Annotated in this window: 17 protein-coding genes; 15 read left to right on the plus strand and 2 right to left on the minus strand. The window is 63.4% G+C overall.

The features are described from left to right. The first annotated feature begins 91 nt into the window (after nucleotides 1-91). From SX1_RS13230 to SX1_RS13245, 4 genes are all read left to right on the plus strand, one after another. Nucleotides 92-1,657 carry a putative glycosyltransferase family protein gene (locus SX1_RS13230; protein ID WP_019053376.1) on the plus strand — a complete coding sequence of 522 codons (1,566 nt, stop codon included), beginning with the start codon at nucleotides 92-94 and terminating at the stop codon, nucleotides 1,655-1,657. Then, nucleotides 1,654-3,183 carry a TadA family conjugal transfer-associated ATPase gene (locus tag SX1_RS13235; protein ID WP_019053377.1) on the plus strand — a complete coding sequence of 510 codons (1,530 nt, stop codon included), beginning with the start codon at nucleotides 1,654-1,656 and terminating at the stop codon, nucleotides 3,181-3,183. Before SX1_RS13230 ends, SX1_RS13235 begins: the two co-directional genes overlap by 4 nt. Before the next feature lie 133 nt (nucleotides 3,184-3,316). Then, nucleotides 3,317-4,138 carry a class I SAM-dependent methyltransferase gene (locus SX1_RS13240; RefSeq protein ID WP_019053378.1) on the plus strand — a complete coding sequence of 274 codons (822 nt, stop codon included), beginning with the start codon at nucleotides 3,317-3,319 and terminating at the stop codon, nucleotides 4,136-4,138. A gap of 55 nt (nucleotides 4,139-4,193) precedes the next feature. After that, nucleotides 4,194-5,120 carry a DMT family transporter gene (locus SX1_RS13245; protein ID WP_026149750.1) on the plus strand — a complete coding sequence of 309 codons (927 nt, stop codon included), beginning with the start codon at nucleotides 4,194-4,196 and terminating at the stop codon, nucleotides 5,118-5,120. Here the strand turns inward: SX1_RS13245 and SX1_RS13250 are convergent. After that, nucleotides 5,092-5,523 carry an OsmC family protein gene (locus SX1_RS13250; protein WP_019053380.1) on the minus strand — a complete coding sequence of 144 codons (432 nt, stop codon included), beginning with the start codon at nucleotides 5,521-5,523 and terminating at the stop codon, nucleotides 5,092-5,094. The two genes, SX1_RS13245 and SX1_RS13250, sit on opposite strands and share 29 nt — an antisense overlap. An 86-nt stretch (nucleotides 5,524-5,609) precedes the next feature. On the opposite strand from SX1_RS13250, the gene SX1_RS13255 reads away from it, so the two are divergent. From SX1_RS13255 to SX1_RS13305, 11 genes are all read left to right on the plus strand, one after another. Next, nucleotides 5,610-5,987 carry a PRC-barrel domain-containing protein gene (locus SX1_RS13255; protein WP_026149751.1) on the plus strand — a complete coding sequence of 126 codons (378 nt, stop codon included), beginning with the start codon at nucleotides 5,610-5,612 and terminating at the stop codon, nucleotides 5,985-5,987. A 192-nt stretch (nucleotides 5,988-6,179) separates the two neighbouring features. Beyond that, nucleotides 6,180-6,848, plus strand: a complete 669-nt coding sequence (locus SX1_RS13260; RefSeq protein WP_026149752.1) for an RBBP9/YdeN family alpha/beta hydrolase — start codon at nucleotides 6,180-6,182, stop codon at nucleotides 6,846-6,848. A 103-nt stretch (nucleotides 6,849-6,951) separates the two neighbouring features. Beyond that, nucleotides 6,952-7,140 carry a YezD family protein gene (locus tag SX1_RS13265; RefSeq protein WP_019053382.1) on the plus strand — a complete coding sequence of 63 codons (189 nt, stop codon included), beginning with the start codon at nucleotides 6,952-6,954 and terminating at the stop codon, nucleotides 7,138-7,140. A 159-nt stretch (nucleotides 7,141-7,299) separates the two neighbouring features. Beyond that, on the plus strand, nucleotides 7,300-9,759 hold the full coding sequence (locus tag SX1_RS13270) for a TonB-dependent receptor (protein ID WP_026149753.1): 2,460 nt from the start codon (nucleotides 7,300-7,302) through the stop codon (nucleotides 9,757-9,759). 98 nt (nucleotides 9,760-9,857) lie between these two features. Then, on the plus strand, nucleotides 9,858-10,730 hold the full coding sequence (gene panB, locus SX1_RS13275; protein WP_019053384.1) for a 3-methyl-2-oxobutanoate hydroxymethyltransferase: 873 nt from the start codon (nucleotides 9,858-9,860) through the stop codon (nucleotides 10,728-10,730). Nucleotides 10,731-10,806: 76 nt separating this feature from the next. Next, entirely contained in the window at nucleotides 10,807-11,505 is a 699-nt protein-coding gene (locus SX1_RS13280; protein ID WP_026149754.1) for a tetratricopeptide repeat protein, read from the plus strand. 14 nt (nucleotides 11,506-11,519) lie between these two features. Further along, nucleotides 11,520-12,869: an outer membrane protein assembly factor BamB family protein gene (locus SX1_RS13285; protein ID WP_017181593.1), complete on the plus strand. Its 1,350-nt coding sequence runs from the start codon at nucleotides 11,520-11,522 to the stop codon at nucleotides 12,867-12,869. 129 nt (nucleotides 12,870-12,998) lie between these two features. Then, nucleotides 12,999-14,363 carry a ribosome biogenesis GTPase Der gene (gene der, locus SX1_RS13290; RefSeq protein WP_017181594.1) on the plus strand — a complete coding sequence of 455 codons (1,365 nt, stop codon included), beginning with the start codon at nucleotides 12,999-13,001 and terminating at the stop codon, nucleotides 14,361-14,363. 5 nt (nucleotides 14,364-14,368) lie between these two features. Further along, nucleotides 14,369-14,584 carry a sulfurtransferase TusA family protein gene (locus SX1_RS13295; protein ID WP_019053387.1) on the plus strand — a complete coding sequence of 72 codons (216 nt, stop codon included), beginning with the start codon at nucleotides 14,369-14,371 and terminating at the stop codon, nucleotides 14,582-14,584. 90 nt (nucleotides 14,585-14,674) lie between these two features. Next, the gene (locus SX1_RS13300) at nucleotides 14,675-15,115 is read left to right on the plus strand and encodes an Hpt domain-containing protein (RefSeq protein ID WP_026149755.1); all 441 of its coding nucleotides are present in this window, start codon (nucleotides 14,675-14,677) and stop codon (nucleotides 15,113-15,115) included. Nucleotides 15,116-15,160: 45 nt separating this feature from the next. Beyond that, nucleotides 15,161-16,165 carry an LLM class flavin-dependent oxidoreductase gene (locus SX1_RS13305; RefSeq protein ID WP_019053389.1) on the plus strand — a complete coding sequence of 335 codons (1,005 nt, stop codon included), beginning with the start codon at nucleotides 15,161-15,163 and terminating at the stop codon, nucleotides 16,163-16,165. Here the strand turns inward: SX1_RS13305 and SX1_RS13310 are convergent. Continuing rightward, complete coding sequence (locus SX1_RS13310; RefSeq protein WP_019053390.1) at nucleotides 16,162-17,250, minus strand: acyltransferase family protein; 1,089 nt, start codon at nucleotides 17,248-17,250, stop codon at nucleotides 16,162-16,164. The genes SX1_RS13305 and SX1_RS13310 overlap by 4 nt on opposite strands. Between the last annotated feature and the right edge of the window lie 179 nt (nucleotides 17,251-17,429).

Below are 17,429 nucleotides of genomic sequence, written 5' to 3' on the forward strand. Positions count from 1 at the left end.
TCACTCCGCTATCGGCTAGAATGGTTAATGGATCGTAAGTGCGCGCCATCATCCTTACGCTTCATTTACCATATTGCGTCATCACCGGCCCATGCGCGCCATCGCCTCCCTTGCCAGCCGGCACCCGGTCTGGACGCTGACCCTGTTGGGCTGCGGGCTGATGCTGCCTGCCTTGCTATGGGGACCGGGCGCGACCCACAGCCATCTCTACAATCTTATGTGGACCCGCCATTTTGGCGATCAGATCGCGGCAGGGCATTTTTACGAGCGCTGGCTCCCCCACAGTTTCGAAGGGCTGGGCAGCCCGACCTTCTATTTCTATCCGCCGCTCGCCTATTGGCTGTCGGGCGGGCTGAACGCGATCGGGCTGAGCGTAACACAGGCGATAAGCTGCGCTGGCCTGCTGTTGCTGATCGCATCGGGGCTCGCTATGTATGCGTGGCTGGCCGCGAGAGGAACGCGGCCATTGATCGGCGCGGCTCTCTATATGGTTGCGCCCTATCATCTGTTCGACCTGTATGTGCGCGGCGCACTGGCGGAGTTTGCAGGATTTGTCTGGCTGCCGTTGATCGCGCTGGGCATTAGCTGGCTGCCGTCGCGGCGTGGCGTGACGCTCCTCGCCAGCGCCTATGCCGCGCTGATCCTGACCCATTTGCCACTGGCAACGCTGACCGGCCTGTTCCTGATCGCGCCATTGATGCTTCAGCGGATCGTGCAGGACCGCGCGACGTTGCTACCGGGCCTTGTAGCCGGCCTGCTCGCCTTTGCGCTCGCCGCTTTCTATCTGCTACCCGCCGCGACGCTTCAGGCGCACATGTCGACCGCACTCTTATGGACTGGCAAATATCAGGCAAGCGTCTGGTCGATCTGGCGCGAGGACTTTGAACTCTTCCCCTCCATCGCGCTGGGCCTTGTCCTGCTTGCCTGGCGCGCGCGATCGCTATGGACCGCCATCACGATCGGCACGGCGCTGGCGGCGATCAACCTGATCCCGCTGCTGTGGAGCATAGACCTGCTCGACAAGGTGCAATTTCCCTGGCGGATATTGGCCATCACCGAATTTGCCGCCGTCACTGCAATCGCCGCCTGCCCGCCCCGCCGCATCATTGCGTTTGGCGCGGCTTTGGTGCTGGCCTTTCCGTTCCTGCTCACTGGCCTGATTGCCCATGCCCTGCTGTGCATGCCTGTCGACTATAACAGGATCGAACGGCACCAGCCTGACGCACCGGAATATCTGCCCGCCGGATTCGATGCTTCGCTCGTCGATCGGGTCGATCGCTGGACCGACCTTGGCCGCTTTGCCACCCTCCCGCGCGGCGACAGCATCACCGTGACCCGCTCCGGCCCGGTGACGATGGGCCATGCGGCCTTTCCCATCTGGCGCGTGACGCGCGACGGGCAGGCCATTGCGAGCCATGGTCCGCTGATCAGCTTCGACGCGACGCCGGGCACCTACCGCATCGAACGGGTGCGGCTGTGGCAGGAAACGGCTGGCGCTGTGGTCAGCCTGATCGCGTTGCTGATACTGGCGCTGCTGGCGGGCCGCCGGTCCATTAGCCATTTGTCAAAGTTTCCATCTTATTCACCTTCCCAAGCCCTATCTGATCGGCCCTCAACCGGGCGGCTTCGATCGCGAATTACTGGCGGAGACTTATGAGCGCCTTTGGACGGAAAAATGGACCTGCTGGCATCAAGCCCGGCTTTGGCGTTGCCCGGCCGATGCAGGGAGGCGGCGCGCCCAAGGAAGAAGCGCGCGGCGGCGATCAGTTTCCCCCGCTCGACATAGCGGCCCTGCCAGGCGAAACGAGCGTCGATCCACTGGCTGCACCGACCAGCCAGATGCAGCGCAATGCCGACGCCATCCAGCGCCTGTCCGACCGCGCCAATCACGAACATGTGGCCGACGCCGGACCGCAGGGTTTTGAAGCCAGCGTCCACAAGATCAAGGAGCAGGTGCTGCCCCGCCTGCTGGAGCGTGTCGATCCGGAAGCCGCCGCAACCCTGACCAAGGATGAACTGGCCGAGGAATTCCGCCCGATCATCATGGAAGTGCTGGCGGAACTGAAGCTGACCCTCAACCGGCGCGAACAGTTCGCGCTGGAAAAGGTGCTGGTCGATGAACTGCTGGGCCTCGGCCCGCTTGAAGAATTGCTGTCCGACCCGGACGTGACCGACATCATGGTCAACGGCCCGGACCAGACCTATATCGAAAAGAAGGGCAAGCTCCAGATCGCGCCGATCAAGTTCCGGGACGAGGAACATCTGTTCCAGATCGCGCAACGGATCGTCAGCAAGGTCGGCCGCCGCGTCGACCAGACCACGCCGCTGGCCGACGCCCGCCTGCCGGATGGCAGCCGCGTCAACGTCATCGTGCCGCCGCTGTCGCTGCGTGGCACCGCCATCTCGATTCGTAAATTCTCTGCCAAGCCGATCACCATCGACATGCTCGCCCAATGGGGCGCCATGAGCCCCAAGATGGCGACCGCGCTCAAGATTGCAGGCGCCTGCCGCTTCAACATCGTCATTTCGGGCGGTACCGGTTCGGGCAAGACGACGATGCTCAATGCCCTGTCGAAAATGATCGATCCGGGCGAACGTGTGCTCACGATCGAGGACGCGGCCGAATTGCGGCTGCAACAGCCGCACTGGCTGCCGCTGGAAACCCGCCCGGCCAATCTGGAAGGCAATGGCGCGATCACCATCGGCGATCTGGTCAAGAACGCCCTGCGTATGCGCCCGGACCGCATCATTCTGGGCGAAATTCGTGGCGCGGAATGTTTCGACCTGCTCGCCGCGATGAACACGGGCCATGACGGCTCCATGTGTACGCTCCACAGCAATAGCCCACGCGAATGTCTGGGCCGTATGGAAAATATGATCCTGATGGGCGACATCAAAATCCCCAAGGAAGCCATTTCCAAGCAGATCGCCGACTCGGTGGACCTGATCGTGCAGGTCAAGCGGCTGCGTGATGGGTCGCGCCGCGTCACCAACGTGACCGAAGTGATCGGCATGGAAGGCGATGTCATCGTGACGCAGGAACTGTTCAAGTTCGAATATCATGATGAAGATGACAGCGGGAAGATCGTCGGCGAATATCGGTCGATGGGCCTGCGTCCCTACACGCTGGACAAGGCGCGGATGTTCGGTTTCGATCAGCCTTTTCTGGAAGCCTGCCTGTAAGCGCTGGCTGAGCGAAACGGCAAAGCTGTTTCATGACGAATCGTGGCTGGCGGGGATTTCCCCTCCAGCCCCCTTGCATCGCTTCGCCGCGACCGGCACACCCTCCTCCTGACTTTTCAAGAGAGGACTGCCGATGAACCGTCTCGCCCGTGCCGGACTGCTGCTGACCGGCCTTGCCCTGCCTGCCCTGCCCCTGCTCGCCCAGCATGCCGGGCATGGCGATCATGCCGCGTCGAAGGCGGCTGATCCGATCGCCGCCGCCATCGCGGCGCCCAGCCGCACGCCAGCCAATGTCGCGCGCGACAAATATCGCCACCCGGCCGAAACGCTGGCCTTTTTTGGCGTGACACCGACCCAGACAGTGGTCGAATATGCGCCCAGCGGTGGCTGGTACACCGAAATATTGGCGCCGCTGCTGCACGATCAGGGCAAATTCTATGCCCTGCAACCAACGGGGCGCTATCTGGACGGTTACAAGACCTTCCTGGCCGCCAAGCCGACCGTCTATGACAAGGTCACGGTTGTCCCCTTCCCCGACGAAAGCGCCGCGATCCCCGCCAACAGCGTGGACACCGTCCTGACCTTCCGCAACGTCCATAACATGGTGATGGGCGGCACGGAGGCGGCGACCTTCGCGGCGTTCTTCGCGATGCTCAAGCCGGGCGGTACGCTGGGCGTGGTCGATCATCGCATGCCCGAAGGACGCGACAGCGCGCTGGAAAAGACGAGCGGTTATCTCAAGCTTTCCACCATCCGCCGCATCGCGGAAGCCGCCGGCTTCACCTATGCCGGCGCGACGGAGGTGAACGCCAATCCCAAGGATACGGCGGATTGGGCCAAGGGCGTATGGACCCTGCCCCCGACGTTGAGCCAGAAGGATGTCGACCGCGACAAATATCTGGCCATTGGCGAAAGCGATCGCATGACGCTGAAATTCGTCAAGCCGATGCAATAGAATTTTGCCGTCCCTTCCCGGTTGCGCGATGGCGCAACCGGGCTAAGGCGGAGCGGTGACGCCCGCCCCGCCCCATTCCCGACCGCATCGACCGCTATTCGCCATCGGACTTCGGCTGTCTGCTGTCATCTGCCTGTCCATCATGTTCGTGACGGTGCGGGTGGTCGATGGACGGGGCGTCCATGTCGTCGAATCGCTCTTCTATCGCCAGGCGCTGGCCCTTCCCTTCGTGCTGGGCTGGGTGGCGATGGCCGACGGGTTGCGCAGCGTCCACACCCGGCGCATCGGCGTCCATGCCAGCCGCATGCTGCTGGGCCTGACCGGCATGCTGCTCAACTTCCTGTCCTATATCCTGCTGCTGCCCGCCGAAGCCGCGACAATCGGGTTCACCATGCCGATTTTCGGCACGATCCTGTCGGCGCTGATCCTGCGGGAGGCAACGGGCATCCATCGCTGGGCTGCGGTGCTGATCGGCTTTGTCGGCGTGCTGGTGATGGTACGGCCCGATGCCGCCCATTTCCCGCTACAGGGCGTCGCGGTCGCCATCGCCGCCACTTTCGTGACCGCCAGCGTCAGCCTGGTGCTGCGCGAACTGGGCCGTACCGAAAGCGCTGGCGTGGTCGTATTCTGGTTCACCACGCTGTCGATGATCCCGCTGGGCATCGCCATGCCCTTTTTCGCGCAGATGCATGATCCAGTCACATGGGGCCTGTTGCTATTGATCGGCCTGTTTGGCGGCATCGCCCAGATTTGCCTGACCGCCGCGCTGCGCTGGGGTCCGGTATCGGTGGTGCTGCCGATGGATTACAGCGCAATCATCTGGACGACGCTGCTGGGTCTGGCGATCGGCGCGCCATGGCCGCTGGCGACGACCTGGATCGGGGCAAGCCTGATCATTGCCAGCGGCCTCTATATTGCCTGGCGCGAACATGTCCGCGGCAAGGCGGCACGGGTCAGGACAGCAGCTCTGCCTCCAGACTGATATCGGCCTTCAGCAGCTTGGAAATCGGGCAATTGGTCTTGGCCTTTGCCGCCAGATCCTGAAATGTCGACTCGTCGACGTCGGGGATGCTGGCCTTCAGCGTCAGATGGCTGGCGGTGACGGCAAAACCATCTTCCTGCTTTTCCAGCGTGACGACGGCATTGGTTTCCATCTTGCTGGCGGTAAACCCGGCTTCTCCCAGGATCAGCGACAAGGCCATGGTGAAGCAGGAGGCATGGGCGGCGGCGATCAATTCTTCCGGGTTGCTGCCCGGCACCCCTTCAAAACGCGTCGCAAAGCCATAGGGATAGGCGTCCAACGCGCCGCTCTGGGTCGATATCGCGCCCTTGCCGTCCTTCAGCCCGCCGCTCCACACCGCTGAACCGCTGCGATTGATCTTCATGCTTCTATCTCCTGCTAATCGACAAGGAACCCCCAGCGTCGCTCGTGGTTGCATAGATATAACCCCACTGATGCAGGAGAATGACAATGTCTGAAACGACAATGATCAATCATGCGGCCAATCATGGCGAACTGATTGCGTCCGACCGGGTGGAGGGTACCGCCGTCTATAACCGGCAGGGCGAAAAGCTCGGCAAAATTTCCAACTTCATGGTCGACAAGATGTCGGGGCAGGTCCGTTATGCGGTGCTGTCCTTCGGCGGTTTTCTAGGGATCGGGAATGACCATTATCCCCTGCCCTGGTCGATGCTGAACTATGACACCGAACAGGGCGGCTATGTCGTCGACCTGGACAGCAAGGTGCTGGAGCAGGCCCCACATTACATGGCCGATCAACGGCCCGATTATGACGAAGGCTATGGCCGCAACGTCTATCAATATTATGGCCTGATCTACCCCTGGTAAAATGGTGCTGGCGGACAGGCGCAGCCGCAAGGCCACTCCTGTCCGCCGCCACGTTTTCCGATTCTTCGCCTCCCTTCCCAACTGCGCCATTCCAATTGCCCGGATTATGCCACATTCCATCGTTGACCAATTGTCTATCTAAATAGTAGAATTACGGTCATGGCCTGGATAGACAGGATTGAGGACCAGATCATGGAGCGATTCGGATTTTCGGGTGACACGCGCCAACCGCTCGTGCTGACCATTCCCGGCCTGAACAATAGCGGGCCGGACCATTGGCAAAGCCTGTGGGAAGAAACGCGCGGCGATTGCGAGCGGGTGGATCTTGGCAGTTGGGCCAGCCCCAACCGCAATGCCTGGGTCACCCGGCTGGACGCGGCGATCCGCGCCGCCAACGGCCCCGTCATATTGGCGGCGCACAGCCTGGGCTGCATGGCGGTCGCATGGTGGGGCGCCCTGCAGAGCCAGGCCTATGGCTGGCCAGTGACCGGCGCGCTGCTGGTCGCCCCGCCCGATTGCGACCGGATGGAAACGCCCGAAATGATCGGCGGCTTTGGCCCCACGCCGCGCGCGCCCTTGCCTTTCCCCTCCATATTGGTGGCCAGCCGGGACGATCCTTATATTTTCTTCGAGCGCGCCCATAGCATCGGCAAATATTGGGGCAGCGAATTTGTGGACGCTGGCCATGCCGGCCATATCAACGCCGCTTCCGGCCTTGGCGATTGGCGCTTCGGGCAAGGGCTGCTCGAAAGGTTGATCGACAATGCGCGGGAACAGGCGTCCGCCATGCATCAGTCCCGCCCGGCCATGCCACTTGCGCGGCAGCCGCTGGTGGCTGCCAGTGCGCGCGCCCACCGATGATCCTTGGCTCCGGCAGGGAACGACAAAGAGAAAGTTGCGCGCCATCTATATTTGCTTTTTTGTCTATCATTTTAGTTGATATATAGCGCGGAACGGAGGCCATATGAAAGACACCTTACCAACTGACTTGCGCAACGGCCGTACCGAAACCCAGCGCTCCGACATCATGGTCAGCATCGACAAGGTGCGCGCCGTGCTGACGGCCCTGAAGTTCGGATCGATCACGCTGACCGTCCATGACGCCCGCGTGGTCCAGATCGACGTTACGGAAAAGACGCGCCTGACCAGCTGACAGCGGAGGGCGAGTAAACGGGGCTACCGGGTCATCATGACCCATGCGGCAAGGGGGTGAGCCGCACTATTGAGCGTCACCCTGAAAATACAGGCTTTGACCGGACCACCGGAAACGCCGCGATCGACAACCACCGGACCGCCGGAAAAGGGGACCAATATGATTGCGCGTTTTCTGTTACTTGCCAGCGTGGCAAGCGCTTCCTTCATCACGCCTGCCGCCCATGCGCAGGACGCCACGCCGCAGCCGGTCGATCCGGCCGCGGAAACGCAGAACCCGCGCGGCGACGTTATCGTCGTGACCGCCCGCCGCCGTCAGGAAACGGCGCAGCAAGTGCCGCTGGCCATTTCCGTGGTCCGTGGCGACAGCATCGAAGCCACCGGCAACTTCAACATCGTGAAGCTGCAACAGCTCGCGCCGACCTTGCAGGTCTATACCACCAACCCGCGCAACACCTCGGTGAACATTCGTGGCCTCGGCGTGCCGTTCGGCCTGACCAGCGACGGCTTTGAACAGGGCGTGGGCATCTATGTCGACGATGTCTATAACAGCCGCGTTGCTGCCGCGACCTTCGACTTTCTCGACGTCGCGCAGGTCGAGGTGCTGCGCGGGCCGCAGGGCACGCTCTACGGCAAGAACACCACGGCAGGCGCGATCAACATCACGACCAACCAGCCGACTTTCGATTTCGAAGGCCGCGCCGAACTGACCGTGGGCAATCTCAACCTCAGACAGGCAAAGGCGGCTGTTTCCGGCCCGCTGTCAGACACGGTCGCCGTGCGCATCGCCATGGCGTCGACCAGCCGTCGCGGCACGCTCTACAATGTGACAAGCCAGCGCTGGATCAACGAACAGGACAATCTGGGCCTTCGCGGGCAATTGCTGTTCAAGCCGAGCGAGGATTTCAGCGTCACCCTGTCGGGCGACTACAGCCGCCAGAACCCGAAATGCTGCGGTACCACCTTCGTGCGCGTCGGTCGCACCCAGCGCCCGCTCAACCGCCAATATGACGCGCTGGCAGCGGCGCAAAATTATGTCGTGCCCAGCCGCAATCCCTATGATCGGCTGACCGACCTCGATTCCAACCTGAACGCTGGCAACAAGATTGGCGGCGTATCGGCCAAGATCAAATGGGATGTCGGTCCCGGCACGCTGACGTCGGTTACTGCCTGGCGCTTCTGGGACTGGAAGCCGGAAAATGACCGCGACTTTACCGGACTGTCGATCGTATCCCGATCGCAAAACCCCTCTCAGCAGGACCAGTATAGCCAGGAATTCCGCTACAATTACGAAAGCCAGAATGTCGATGTCGTTGTCGGCCTTTTCGGCTTCAAGCAGCGCGTCGACACCCAGGGGACGGAGCAACAGGGCAGCGCCGCCGCGCAATGGAGCCTTGCCCCTTCATCCGATCCGGCCAACCCCGCCAATAACCCCGCGACACTCGCTGGCCTGACCGCCAGCAACACCCAGTGGCTCAAGGCGGACAGCGCGGCGCTGTTCGGGCAGTTGAGCTGGAAGGTGACCGACGCGCTGACGATCCAGCCGGGCCTGCGCCTGAACTATGACAAGAAGTCTGGCTTCTATCAGCGCGTCGTCACCAACGCCCAAGGGCAGGCCATCAGCTGCACCACCGTCGCTGAGCCGGGGACGATCAAGGGAACCTCACAGCAATGCGGCGTCTATCAGCCGCAGGTCAGCGCGCCGTCCGACAGCGCCTGGAATTTCACCTACGACTTCAACATCAATTACAAGATCGCCCGCGACGTGCTGGCCTATGCGACCTATGCCAAGAGCTTCAAGACGCTGGGGATCAACCAGAACGGCCTGCCGCTCAACGCCGACAACACGGTCAATTATGACGCCAGCACGGTGAAGCCGGAATCGGTCAACCATTTTGAAATCGGCCTCAAGACCCAGTTCCTTGACCGGCGGGCGACCTTCAATCTCACCGCCTTCCGCACCGACATCAGGAATTTTCAGGCAACGGTGAATGGCGGCCAGTTCGGCACGGTGCGCGGCTATCTGGCCAATGCGGGCAAGGTCCGGTCGCAGGGGATCGAGGCGGACTTCAAGATCGTCGCCAGCGACCGCTTCACCGCCTATGCCAATGGCGCCTATACCGACGCCAAATATAAAAGGTTCGTGGACGCGCCCTGCCCGCCCGAACTGTCGGGCGGCACGTTCCAGGCGGCCAACGCCACGCTGGACTATTCGCAACCCGGCGTGCCGGGCGCACTCAGCCCGCGCCAGTGCGACATTTCCGGCGCCGATCTGCCCGGCGTGTCGAAATGGGCCTTCTCCTATGGTGCGGAGATCAACCAGCCGGTGACGCTGCTGGCGAAAGAGGGCCAAGTCTATTTCGGCGTGGACGGCAATTACCGTTCGCACTGGAACAGCAACGCCTCGCCCTCGATCTACACCAATGTGAAGGGCTATGCGCTGACCAACTTCCGCGCCGGTTTCCGGGGCGAAGGGTTCGAAGTGTTCGGCTGGGTCCGCAATGCGCTCGACGTCGACTATATCGAAACGCTCCAGGTCGCACCCGGCAACACCGGCCTGATCGCCGGCCAGCCTGGCGATCCGCAAACCTGGGGCGGCACGATCAAATTCAGCTTCTGATCCCTCTCACCCCGCCGGTGGGCGGAGCGGCACGACCATGCCACTCCGCCCATTGCTGGCCATTTGCGCCGCGGGACTGGCTGGGCTAGAGCCTGCCCATGTCCACGACCTTCACGCTCGACACCTCGACCAGCCGCGCCAATCCCACGCCCGCGCCAATGAAGCGCCTGACCGTGCCCGCCATCCAGCGGCGCAAGTTTGAGGGGAAAACGACCGAGCCGCTGGTGATGCTGACCGCCTACACCGCGCGGCAGGCCCAATTGCTCGATCCGCATTGCGACATGCTGCTGGTCGGCGATTCGCTGGGGCAGGTGATTTACGGCCTGCCCTCCACCCTTGCCGTCACGCTCGACATGATGTGCGCGCATGGTGCGGCGGTGGTGCGCGGCAGCTATCATAGCGTCGTCATCGTCGACATGCCGTTCGGCAGCTATGAAGCCTCACCGCAACAGGCCTTTGCCAGCGCCAGCCGCATCATGGCGGAAACCGGCGCGGCGGCGGTGAAGCTGGAAGGCGGGCAAGTGATGGCCGAAACCATTTCTTTCTTGAGCCAGCGCGGCATCCCGGTCATGGCCCATGTCGGCCTGACCCCGCAGGCGGTCAATGCGCTGGGCGGCTATGGCGCGCGCGGCAAGAGCCAGGAAGAACATGCCAAGATCATGGCCGACGCCCGCGCCGTCGCGCAGGCGGGCGCCTTCGCGCTGGTGCTGGAAGGCGTGATGGAGGAACTGGCCGTTGCCATTACCGACAGCGTCGATGTGCCCGTGATCGGCATCGGCGCATCGGCCCATTGCGATGGGCAGGTGCTGGTGACCGAAGATATGCTGGGCATGTTCGAACGGGTGCCGCGCTTTGTCAAACGCTTCGACAATATCGCCGAAACGATCGCCAGCGCGGCGGAGCGTTACGCCCATGACGTGCGGGCGCGCAGCTTTCCGACCGAAGAACAGGTCTATCGCCCTAAAAAGTGATTTGCCTGTGGCATAAGCGCCGCTATTGATCGCGCCTTCTGCCCATCTGTTTCTGATCCATGTCCCGGAGAATAAAGTGGCCCTGACGCCGCAAAATAGCGAAGCCTTCATGCGCGAGGTCGATGAAGCCGTCCGTCAGGACCAGCTTTTGACCGTGTGGCAGCGCTACGGGCGCTGGATATTGGTCGCGGTCGTGGCCGGGCTGGCGGCCTTTGGCGGCTGGCTCTACTGGCAGCATCACAGCAAGACCGAGGCGGAAGCCGTGTCGGAACAGATGGACGCCGTGCTGGCGACCGCAACCGGCGGCGGCACCCCTGACGCCAAGCAACTGGACGCGCTGACGAAGGCCAGCCAGCCGGGCTATCGCGCGTCGGCACTGCTGGTGCAGGCGGGGACGGCATCGCGCAAGGGCGATACCAAGGGCGCGATCGCGCTCTATGGCGCGATGGTTGCCGACACGGGGCTGGACCAGCCCTATCGCGATGTGGCGCTGATCCGCCAGACCGCGCTGGAATTTGACAGCCTGAAGCCGCAGCAGATCGTCGATCGGCTGAAACCGCTGGCGGTCGAGGGCGCGCCCTGGTTCGGCAGCGCGGGGGAACTGGTCGCCATCGCCTATATGAAGATGGGCAAGAATGACCTCGCCGGGCCGCTGTTCGCCGGAATCGCCAAGGACGCCAACGTCCCCCAGTCGATCCGTTCACGCGCGCGACAGATGGCGGGACTATTGGGGATCGACGCGGTGGAATCGCCCGCTGATCCGGCACAGGGATGAATGAGCGCATGGGAATGGACAGCATGAAGACAAAGGCGCCCATCGGCCGCGCTGTGACGCTCACCCTCATGATCGCGCTGCTGGCCGGCTGCGGCATTGTCGGCGGCAAGAAGGGCGGCCCCAAGACCCCGGTGCTGGGCAACCGCGTGTCCATCCTGAACAATGAACAGGGTATCGAGGTCGAACCGGCTCTGGCCGACGTGCCCGTCGCCCTGCCCGCCCCTTATGTCAACGATCAATGGGCGCAGCCGGGCGGTGATCCGTCCAAGGCGATGGGCAATGTCGCGCTCGGCGCATCGCCGACGCAGGTGTGGAGCGCTTCGATCGAGGGCAGTTCGCCACAGGCGCGCCTCGCCGCATCGCCGGTCGTGTCGGGTGGCAAGCTGTTCGTCACTGACGCAGGCGCCCATGTCATCGCGTTCGATGCGGCCAATGGCAGCAAATTGTGGCAGACCAGCCTGCCTGCCGAGGGCAAGGGCAATGGCCGTTCGCTCTTCGGCGGCGGCGTCAGCGTCCTGGGCGACCGGGTGTTCGCCAGCACCGGCCTTGGCGACGTATTCGCGCTCAACGTCGCCGATGGCGCGATCATCTGGAAAAAGCATCTGTCCGGGCCGCTGCGCGGCGCGCCGACGCTGGAAAATGGCCATGTCTATGTGATGGGTCAGGACAACCAGATTTTCGCGCTCAACCAGTCCGACGGCGAAACCCAGTGGACCGACAGCGGCACGTTGCAGGTGACCGGCGTGTTCGGCGTTGCCGCGCCCGCCGCGGCGCAGGGCACGGTGATCGCGGGCTATAGTTCGGGCGAACTGACCGCCTATCGATATGAAAATGGCCGGACGCTGTGGGGCGACGCGCTCTCGCGCACCAGCATTTCCACCGCCGTCGCGACGCTGACCGACATCGACGCTGATCCCGTGATCGACCGGGGCCGGGTGTTCGCGATCGGTCAGGGCGGCCGCATGGCCTCCTACGAACTGACCAGCGGCCAGCGCCTTTGGGAAATCAACATTGCGGGCATCTCCACCCCGTCGGTCGTCGGCGAATGGGTGTTCGTCGTCACCAGCGACGCCCGCCTGCTCTGCGTCGCGCGCGCCACCGGCAAGATTCGCTGGGTCAGCCAGCTGCGCCGCTGGCAGAAGGAAAAGAAGAAGGACAAGGCGATCCGCTGGACCGGCCCCGTTCTGGCGGGCAATCGGCTGATCGTCGTGTCGACGCGCGGCCAGATGGTCTATGTCGATCCCACCAATGGCAGCGTGCAGGCCGATGTGGACATGAATCGCTCCATGTCGCTCCCGCCCATCGTCGCCAACAATATGCTTTATGTGCTTGCCGATGATGGAAAGTTGACGGCACTCCGCTAAGAGCAACAAACATGCTAAGCCCGCTCCCGCAAAGGCGGGAGTCCAGTTCCCCGATACGGACTGGGCTCCCGCCTTCGCGGGAGCGCGGCGTTTGTCGATTTTGAATTTTTCGGAAGGATACGGGCCTCCATGCTGCCCACAGTAGCCATTGTCGGGCGTCCCAATGTGGGCAAGTCCACCCTCTTCAACCGCCTGGTCGGCAAGAAGCTGGCGCTGGTCGACGACCAGCCCGGCGTCACCCGCGACCGGCGGGAGGGCGAGGCCCATCTGCTTGGCCTGGATTTCATCATCGTCGATACCGCAGGCTATGAGGATGAGGACGCCAACAGCCTGCCCGGTCGCATGCGGATGCAGACCGAAGCGGCGGTCGACAATTGCGATCTTGCCCTGTTCATGATCGACGCGCGCGCGGGCATTACCCCGCTGGACGAGGAAATCGCCCGCTGGCTGCGCGCCAATGACGTGCCGGTCGTGCTGGTCGCCAACAAGGCGGAGGGCAAGGCCGCCGACGATGGCGTAATGGAATCCTTCAGCCTGGGCCTTGGCGAACCAATCCCCTTTTCCGCCGAACATGGTCAGGGCCTGGCCGACCTGTTTCAGGCGCTGCTCCCGCATCTGGAGCGGGAGGAGTTTGAAAGCGAAGACAAGACTTTTTACGAGGATGAGGAGAGCGCCCCGCTCAAGCTCGCCATCGTCGGTCGTCCCAATGCGGGCAAATCCACGCTGATCAACCGGCTGCTGGGCGAAAACCGGCTGCTGACTGGCCCGGAAGCGGGCATCACCCGCGACAGCATCGCCGTGGACTGGATGTGGGTCGATGACGAGGGGCTGGAGCGTCCCGTCCGCCTGATCGACACCGCCGGGATGCGCAAACATGCCAAGGTGCAGGACAAGCTGGAAAAGCTGGCCGTCACCGATGGCCTGAACGCTGTGAACTTTGCCGAAGTCGTCGTGTTGCTGCTGGATTCGACCCGCGGGCTGGAGGCGCAGGATCTGCGCATCGCCGACAAGGTGCTGGAGGAAGGGCGCGCGCTCGTCGTCGCGCTCAACAAATGGGATACGGTCGAACATGGATCGGCCCTGTATCAGGGCATCAAGCAGGCGCTGTTCGACGGGTTGGCGCAGGTGCGCGGCGTGCCGATCATGACCGTGTCGGCCGCGACCGGCAAGGGACTGGACGATCTGATCCGCGTCGCCTTTGAAACCCGCTCCACCTGGTCGAAGCGCGTGTCCACCGGCGTCCTCAACCGCTGGTTCGAAAGCGCGCTGGAGGCCAATCCCCCGCCAGCGCCCGGCGGCAAGCGGATCAAGCTGCGCTACATCACCCAGGCCAAGACGCGCCCGCCCGGCTTCATCCTGTTTGGCACCCGGCTCGATGATCTGCCCGAAAGCTATCGTCGCTATCTGGTCAACGGCATCCGCAAGGAACTGGGCTTTGGCGCGGTGCCGGTGCGGCTGACGCTGCGCAGCGCCAAAAATCCCTTCGGCAAATAGGCGCGATGGCCGACCCGGTCATCGTCAATGCACGCGGCATGAAATGCCCCTGGCCCGCCCTGCGCGCGGCACGGGCCATGCGCGATGCGCCCGCCATCAGGATCGAAGCGGATGACCCGATTGCCGGGCGCGAACTGGAAGCGCTTGCCCGGCAAAATGGCTGGCTTTTCGCGGTTATCGACACGCACCAATATGCGTTGTCGCGCATCGCTCCGGATTGACGCAAACAATCGGTTGCTGCCCGCCACGCTTTAACGCTCTATTTACGCGCGCCACTTATTTTCCCGTTCGTAGAACAAGGAGTGGCCCGGGTGCCTCATCAAGACGCCGACCTCGTCAATTGGAGCGATTTTGCACGGACCCGCGGTGAGCTGGGTGCGGCATTTCTGCGCATCCTTGGCTATTTCCGTGAAGATGGCGCCAAATCCATCAGCGCGGTCGAGGATGCCTTTCGTGCCCGCAACGCCGCTGCGCTGGTGACGCCGGCCCATACGCTCAAGGGCGAATCGGCCCAGTTCGGCGCTTATCGGCTGAGCGCCATGGCCGAAGAGATTGAGATGGTCGCCCGCCGATGCGTGGAAACCCGCGAAGGCCCGGACGAACTGATCGAAACCGTCGTGGCGCTGCGTCCCTGCTTTACCGAAACGATGGCGCTGCTCGACCGGGACGCAAATCCGCTGGTCGCCCGCCGCCCCGTGACATTTGGCCGCCGCGCAGACACCCCGCCACAGGGATTTGGTCGCGCCGTCTGATTTCCCGTATTGAAATAAAACTCATCATGCCCCCATATAGCGGGCATGACACGTTTTTCCCTGCTCGACCTCGTCCCCGTCCGCGAAGGCGACAGCGTATCCACCGCGCTCGCCAATGCCGCCGATCTTGCGGCCCATGCCGAGGCGCTGGGCTATCATCGCTACTGGGTCGCCGAACATCATGGCATGCCGGGCATCGCGTCGGCCGCCACATCGGTCGTGCTGGCCCATATCGGCCATGCGACCTCCACCATCCGTATCGGCGCAGGCGGCATCATGCTGCCCAACCACGCCCCGCTGCTCATTGCCGAGCAATTTGGCACGCTCGCGGCGCTTTTCCCCAACCGGATCGACCTGGGGCTGGGCCGCGCGCCCGGCTCCGACCAGCGGGTGGCGCAGGCGATCCGCCGCAATCTGGCCGGCGGCGCGGATCAGTTCCCGCGCGACGTCATGGAATTGCAGGCCTATTTCGCGGGTGACGAGCGGCTGGGCATAGAAGCGACGCCGGGCGCAGGCGAGGATGTGCCGCTGTGGATATTGGGGTCCAGCCTCTATGGCGCGCAGCTCGCCGCCGCGCTCGGCCTGCCCTACGCCTTCGCCTCCCACTTCGCACCGGGCGCGCTGGACGAGGCGATCGCCATCTACCGCCGCGATTTCCGCCCGTCGGCGCAGCTGAAATATCCCTATGTCATGGCGGGCTATAACGTCTTTGCCGCCGACAGCGCGGAAGAAGCGCAATTGCTGGCCAGTTCGATGCAGCAGGCGTTCGTGCGCCTGCGCACCGGGCAGCCGGGCAAGCTCCAGCCGCCGGTGGAGGGCTATTATGACAGCCTGCCGCCCCAGGCGCAGGCGATGCTGTCCGACGTGCTGAGCGTTTCCAGCATCGGCACCCAGGCCGATGTCGAGCGCGACATTGCCGCCTTCCTGCGACGTACCCAGGCGGACGAGCTGATCCTCACGGGCCAGATCCATGATGTGCAGGCGCGCAAGCACAGCTTCGCCATCGCCATGGCCGCGGCACAGGCGCTTACCGCCCGCGAACCGGCTTAACGCGAGCGAGGTTTCAACCGGCCACCGCTCAGCACGCTTGCTGCGCCGGGCGCGATCTGGCGCAGCCCGGTAGCGATCAGCATGACCGCGCCCAGCACCAGCAATGGCTGGATCAGCAGGTAGACGGGATAGAGCGGCGATCCGAGCTTGCCGAACAGCTTGCCCAGCAGTGGCCCGAACAGCCAGATCAGGATCAGGTGCGCGCAGAAGAGGAAAAAGGCAAAAGGCTCGATCCGCAGCAGCACAGCGCGCGCCCTGCTCCCCGCCAGCGCCCATGCCAACCGCCAGAAAGCGAGCGTGGCCGCGATCCGCACCATCAGGTCGATCGCATTGCGCACCGGCGCGTAGGGCATGTCGACCAGCCCGACCATCAAGCAAAACTGCACGCCGATCATCAGCGCAAAGGGCAGCACTGCCGCCGCCAGCGGCAGGGCGATCGCCCGCTGCGCCCACGCGCCGCGCCGGGCAAGGATGCCGAGAGTGAAGAAGCACAGGATCGACGCCCGCATCAGCAATGGCGGCCCCAGCCCCGCCACATGCGCCGCAGCGGCCACCATGACCACCAGCGACAGCGCCCATCCCGGCGATCGCACCAGCATGGGCGCGGCGACCATGCACAGGAACAGGTCGCGCAGGAACGGCATCTGGACATTGATGTCGGGGTTGCGGCTGATGATCAGCACTTCCTGCACCACCCACCAAAGCGATGTCGGCACCGGCGCGCTCAGCGACCAGAGGTAGGCCGTGCCCGACACGAGCAGGATCGCCAGCCCGTTCCACAGGATCATCGGCAGCAATATCGTGCGCGCCTTGCGCCGGACATGCGCCCCCCAATGGCGCGCAGTGTCCGATCCCGCGACCAGCCAGCCGGAAATCAGCCCCAGCAGCGGCACCGCGCTGCGCCCGAATATCTCCATCAACGCCCAGCGCAGATTATCCTGCGCGCTGCCGCGCAGCGCCGCGAGCGCTTCCCCATTCTGCCCGGTCCATGCATGGACATAGACCACCCCAAGGATGCAGATGACACGGGCAATGGCGATCGCGTCGGAGCGACGCGCTCCATCGGCCAATATCGTTTCGGACAAACAAAGATCCTGACAGTTACGCGGCAACAATGCGCCAATTGGCCCGCTGTTCCCCGCGTGGCAAGGTCGATCCGTTTCGGACCCGTGCCTACGCCCTGTTAACCGTCCGCGCGTATAAGCCAATCTTTACCTTCATCGCCTAGACAAGTCTCTGTTTGCCGGAATCCGCTCCGGTCAAA

The organism is Sphingobium xenophagum NBRC 107872 (assembly GCF_000367345.1).
In the GTDB taxonomy this organism is placed as follows: Bacteria; Pseudomonadota; Alphaproteobacteria; order Sphingomonadales; family Sphingomonadaceae; genus Sphingobium; species Sphingobium xenophagum.

Coding starts and splice junctions, on each gene's coding strand:
- SX1_RS13230 (WP_019053376.1), top strand. CDS start 92: ATGCGCGCCATCGCCTCCCTTGCCAGCCGGCACCCGGTCTGGACGCTG.
- SX1_RS13235 (WP_019053377.1), top strand. CDS start 1,654: ATGAGCGCCTTTGGACGGAAAAATGGACCTGCTGGCATCAAGCCCGGC.
- SX1_RS13240 (WP_019053378.1), top strand. CDS start 3,317: ATGAACCGTCTCGCCCGTGCCGGACTGCTGCTGACCGGCCTTGCCCTG.
- SX1_RS13250 (WP_019053380.1), bottom strand. CDS start 5,523: ATGAAGATCAATCGCAGCGGTTCAGCGGTGTGGAGCGGCGGGCTGAAG.
- SX1_RS13255 (WP_026149751.1), top strand. CDS start 5,610: ATGTCTGAAACGACAATGATCAATCATGCGGCCAATCATGGCGAACTG.
- SX1_RS13260 (WP_026149752.1), top strand. CDS start 6,180: ATGGAGCGATTCGGATTTTCGGGTGACACGCGCCAACCGCTCGTGCTG.
- SX1_RS13265 (WP_019053382.1), top strand. CDS start 6,952: ATGAAAGACACCTTACCAACTGACTTGCGCAACGGCCGTACCGAAACC.
- SX1_RS13270 (WP_026149753.1), top strand. CDS start 7,300: ATGATTGCGCGTTTTCTGTTACTTGCCAGCGTGGCAAGCGCTTCCTTC.
- panB (WP_019053384.1), top strand. CDS start 9,858: ATGTCCACGACCTTCACGCTCGACACCTCGACCAGCCGCGCCAATCCC.
- SX1_RS13285 (WP_017181593.1), top strand. CDS start 11,520: ATGGACAGCATGAAGACAAAGGCGCCCATCGGCCGCGCTGTGACGCTC.
- der (WP_017181594.1), top strand. CDS start 12,999: ATGCTGCCCACAGTAGCCATTGTCGGGCGTCCCAATGTGGGCAAGTCC.
- SX1_RS13295 (WP_019053387.1), top strand. CDS start 14,369: ATGGCCGACCCGGTCATCGTCAATGCACGCGGCATGAAATGCCCCTGG.
- SX1_RS13305 (WP_019053389.1), top strand. CDS start 15,161: ATGACACGTTTTTCCCTGCTCGACCTCGTCCCCGTCCGCGAAGGCGAC.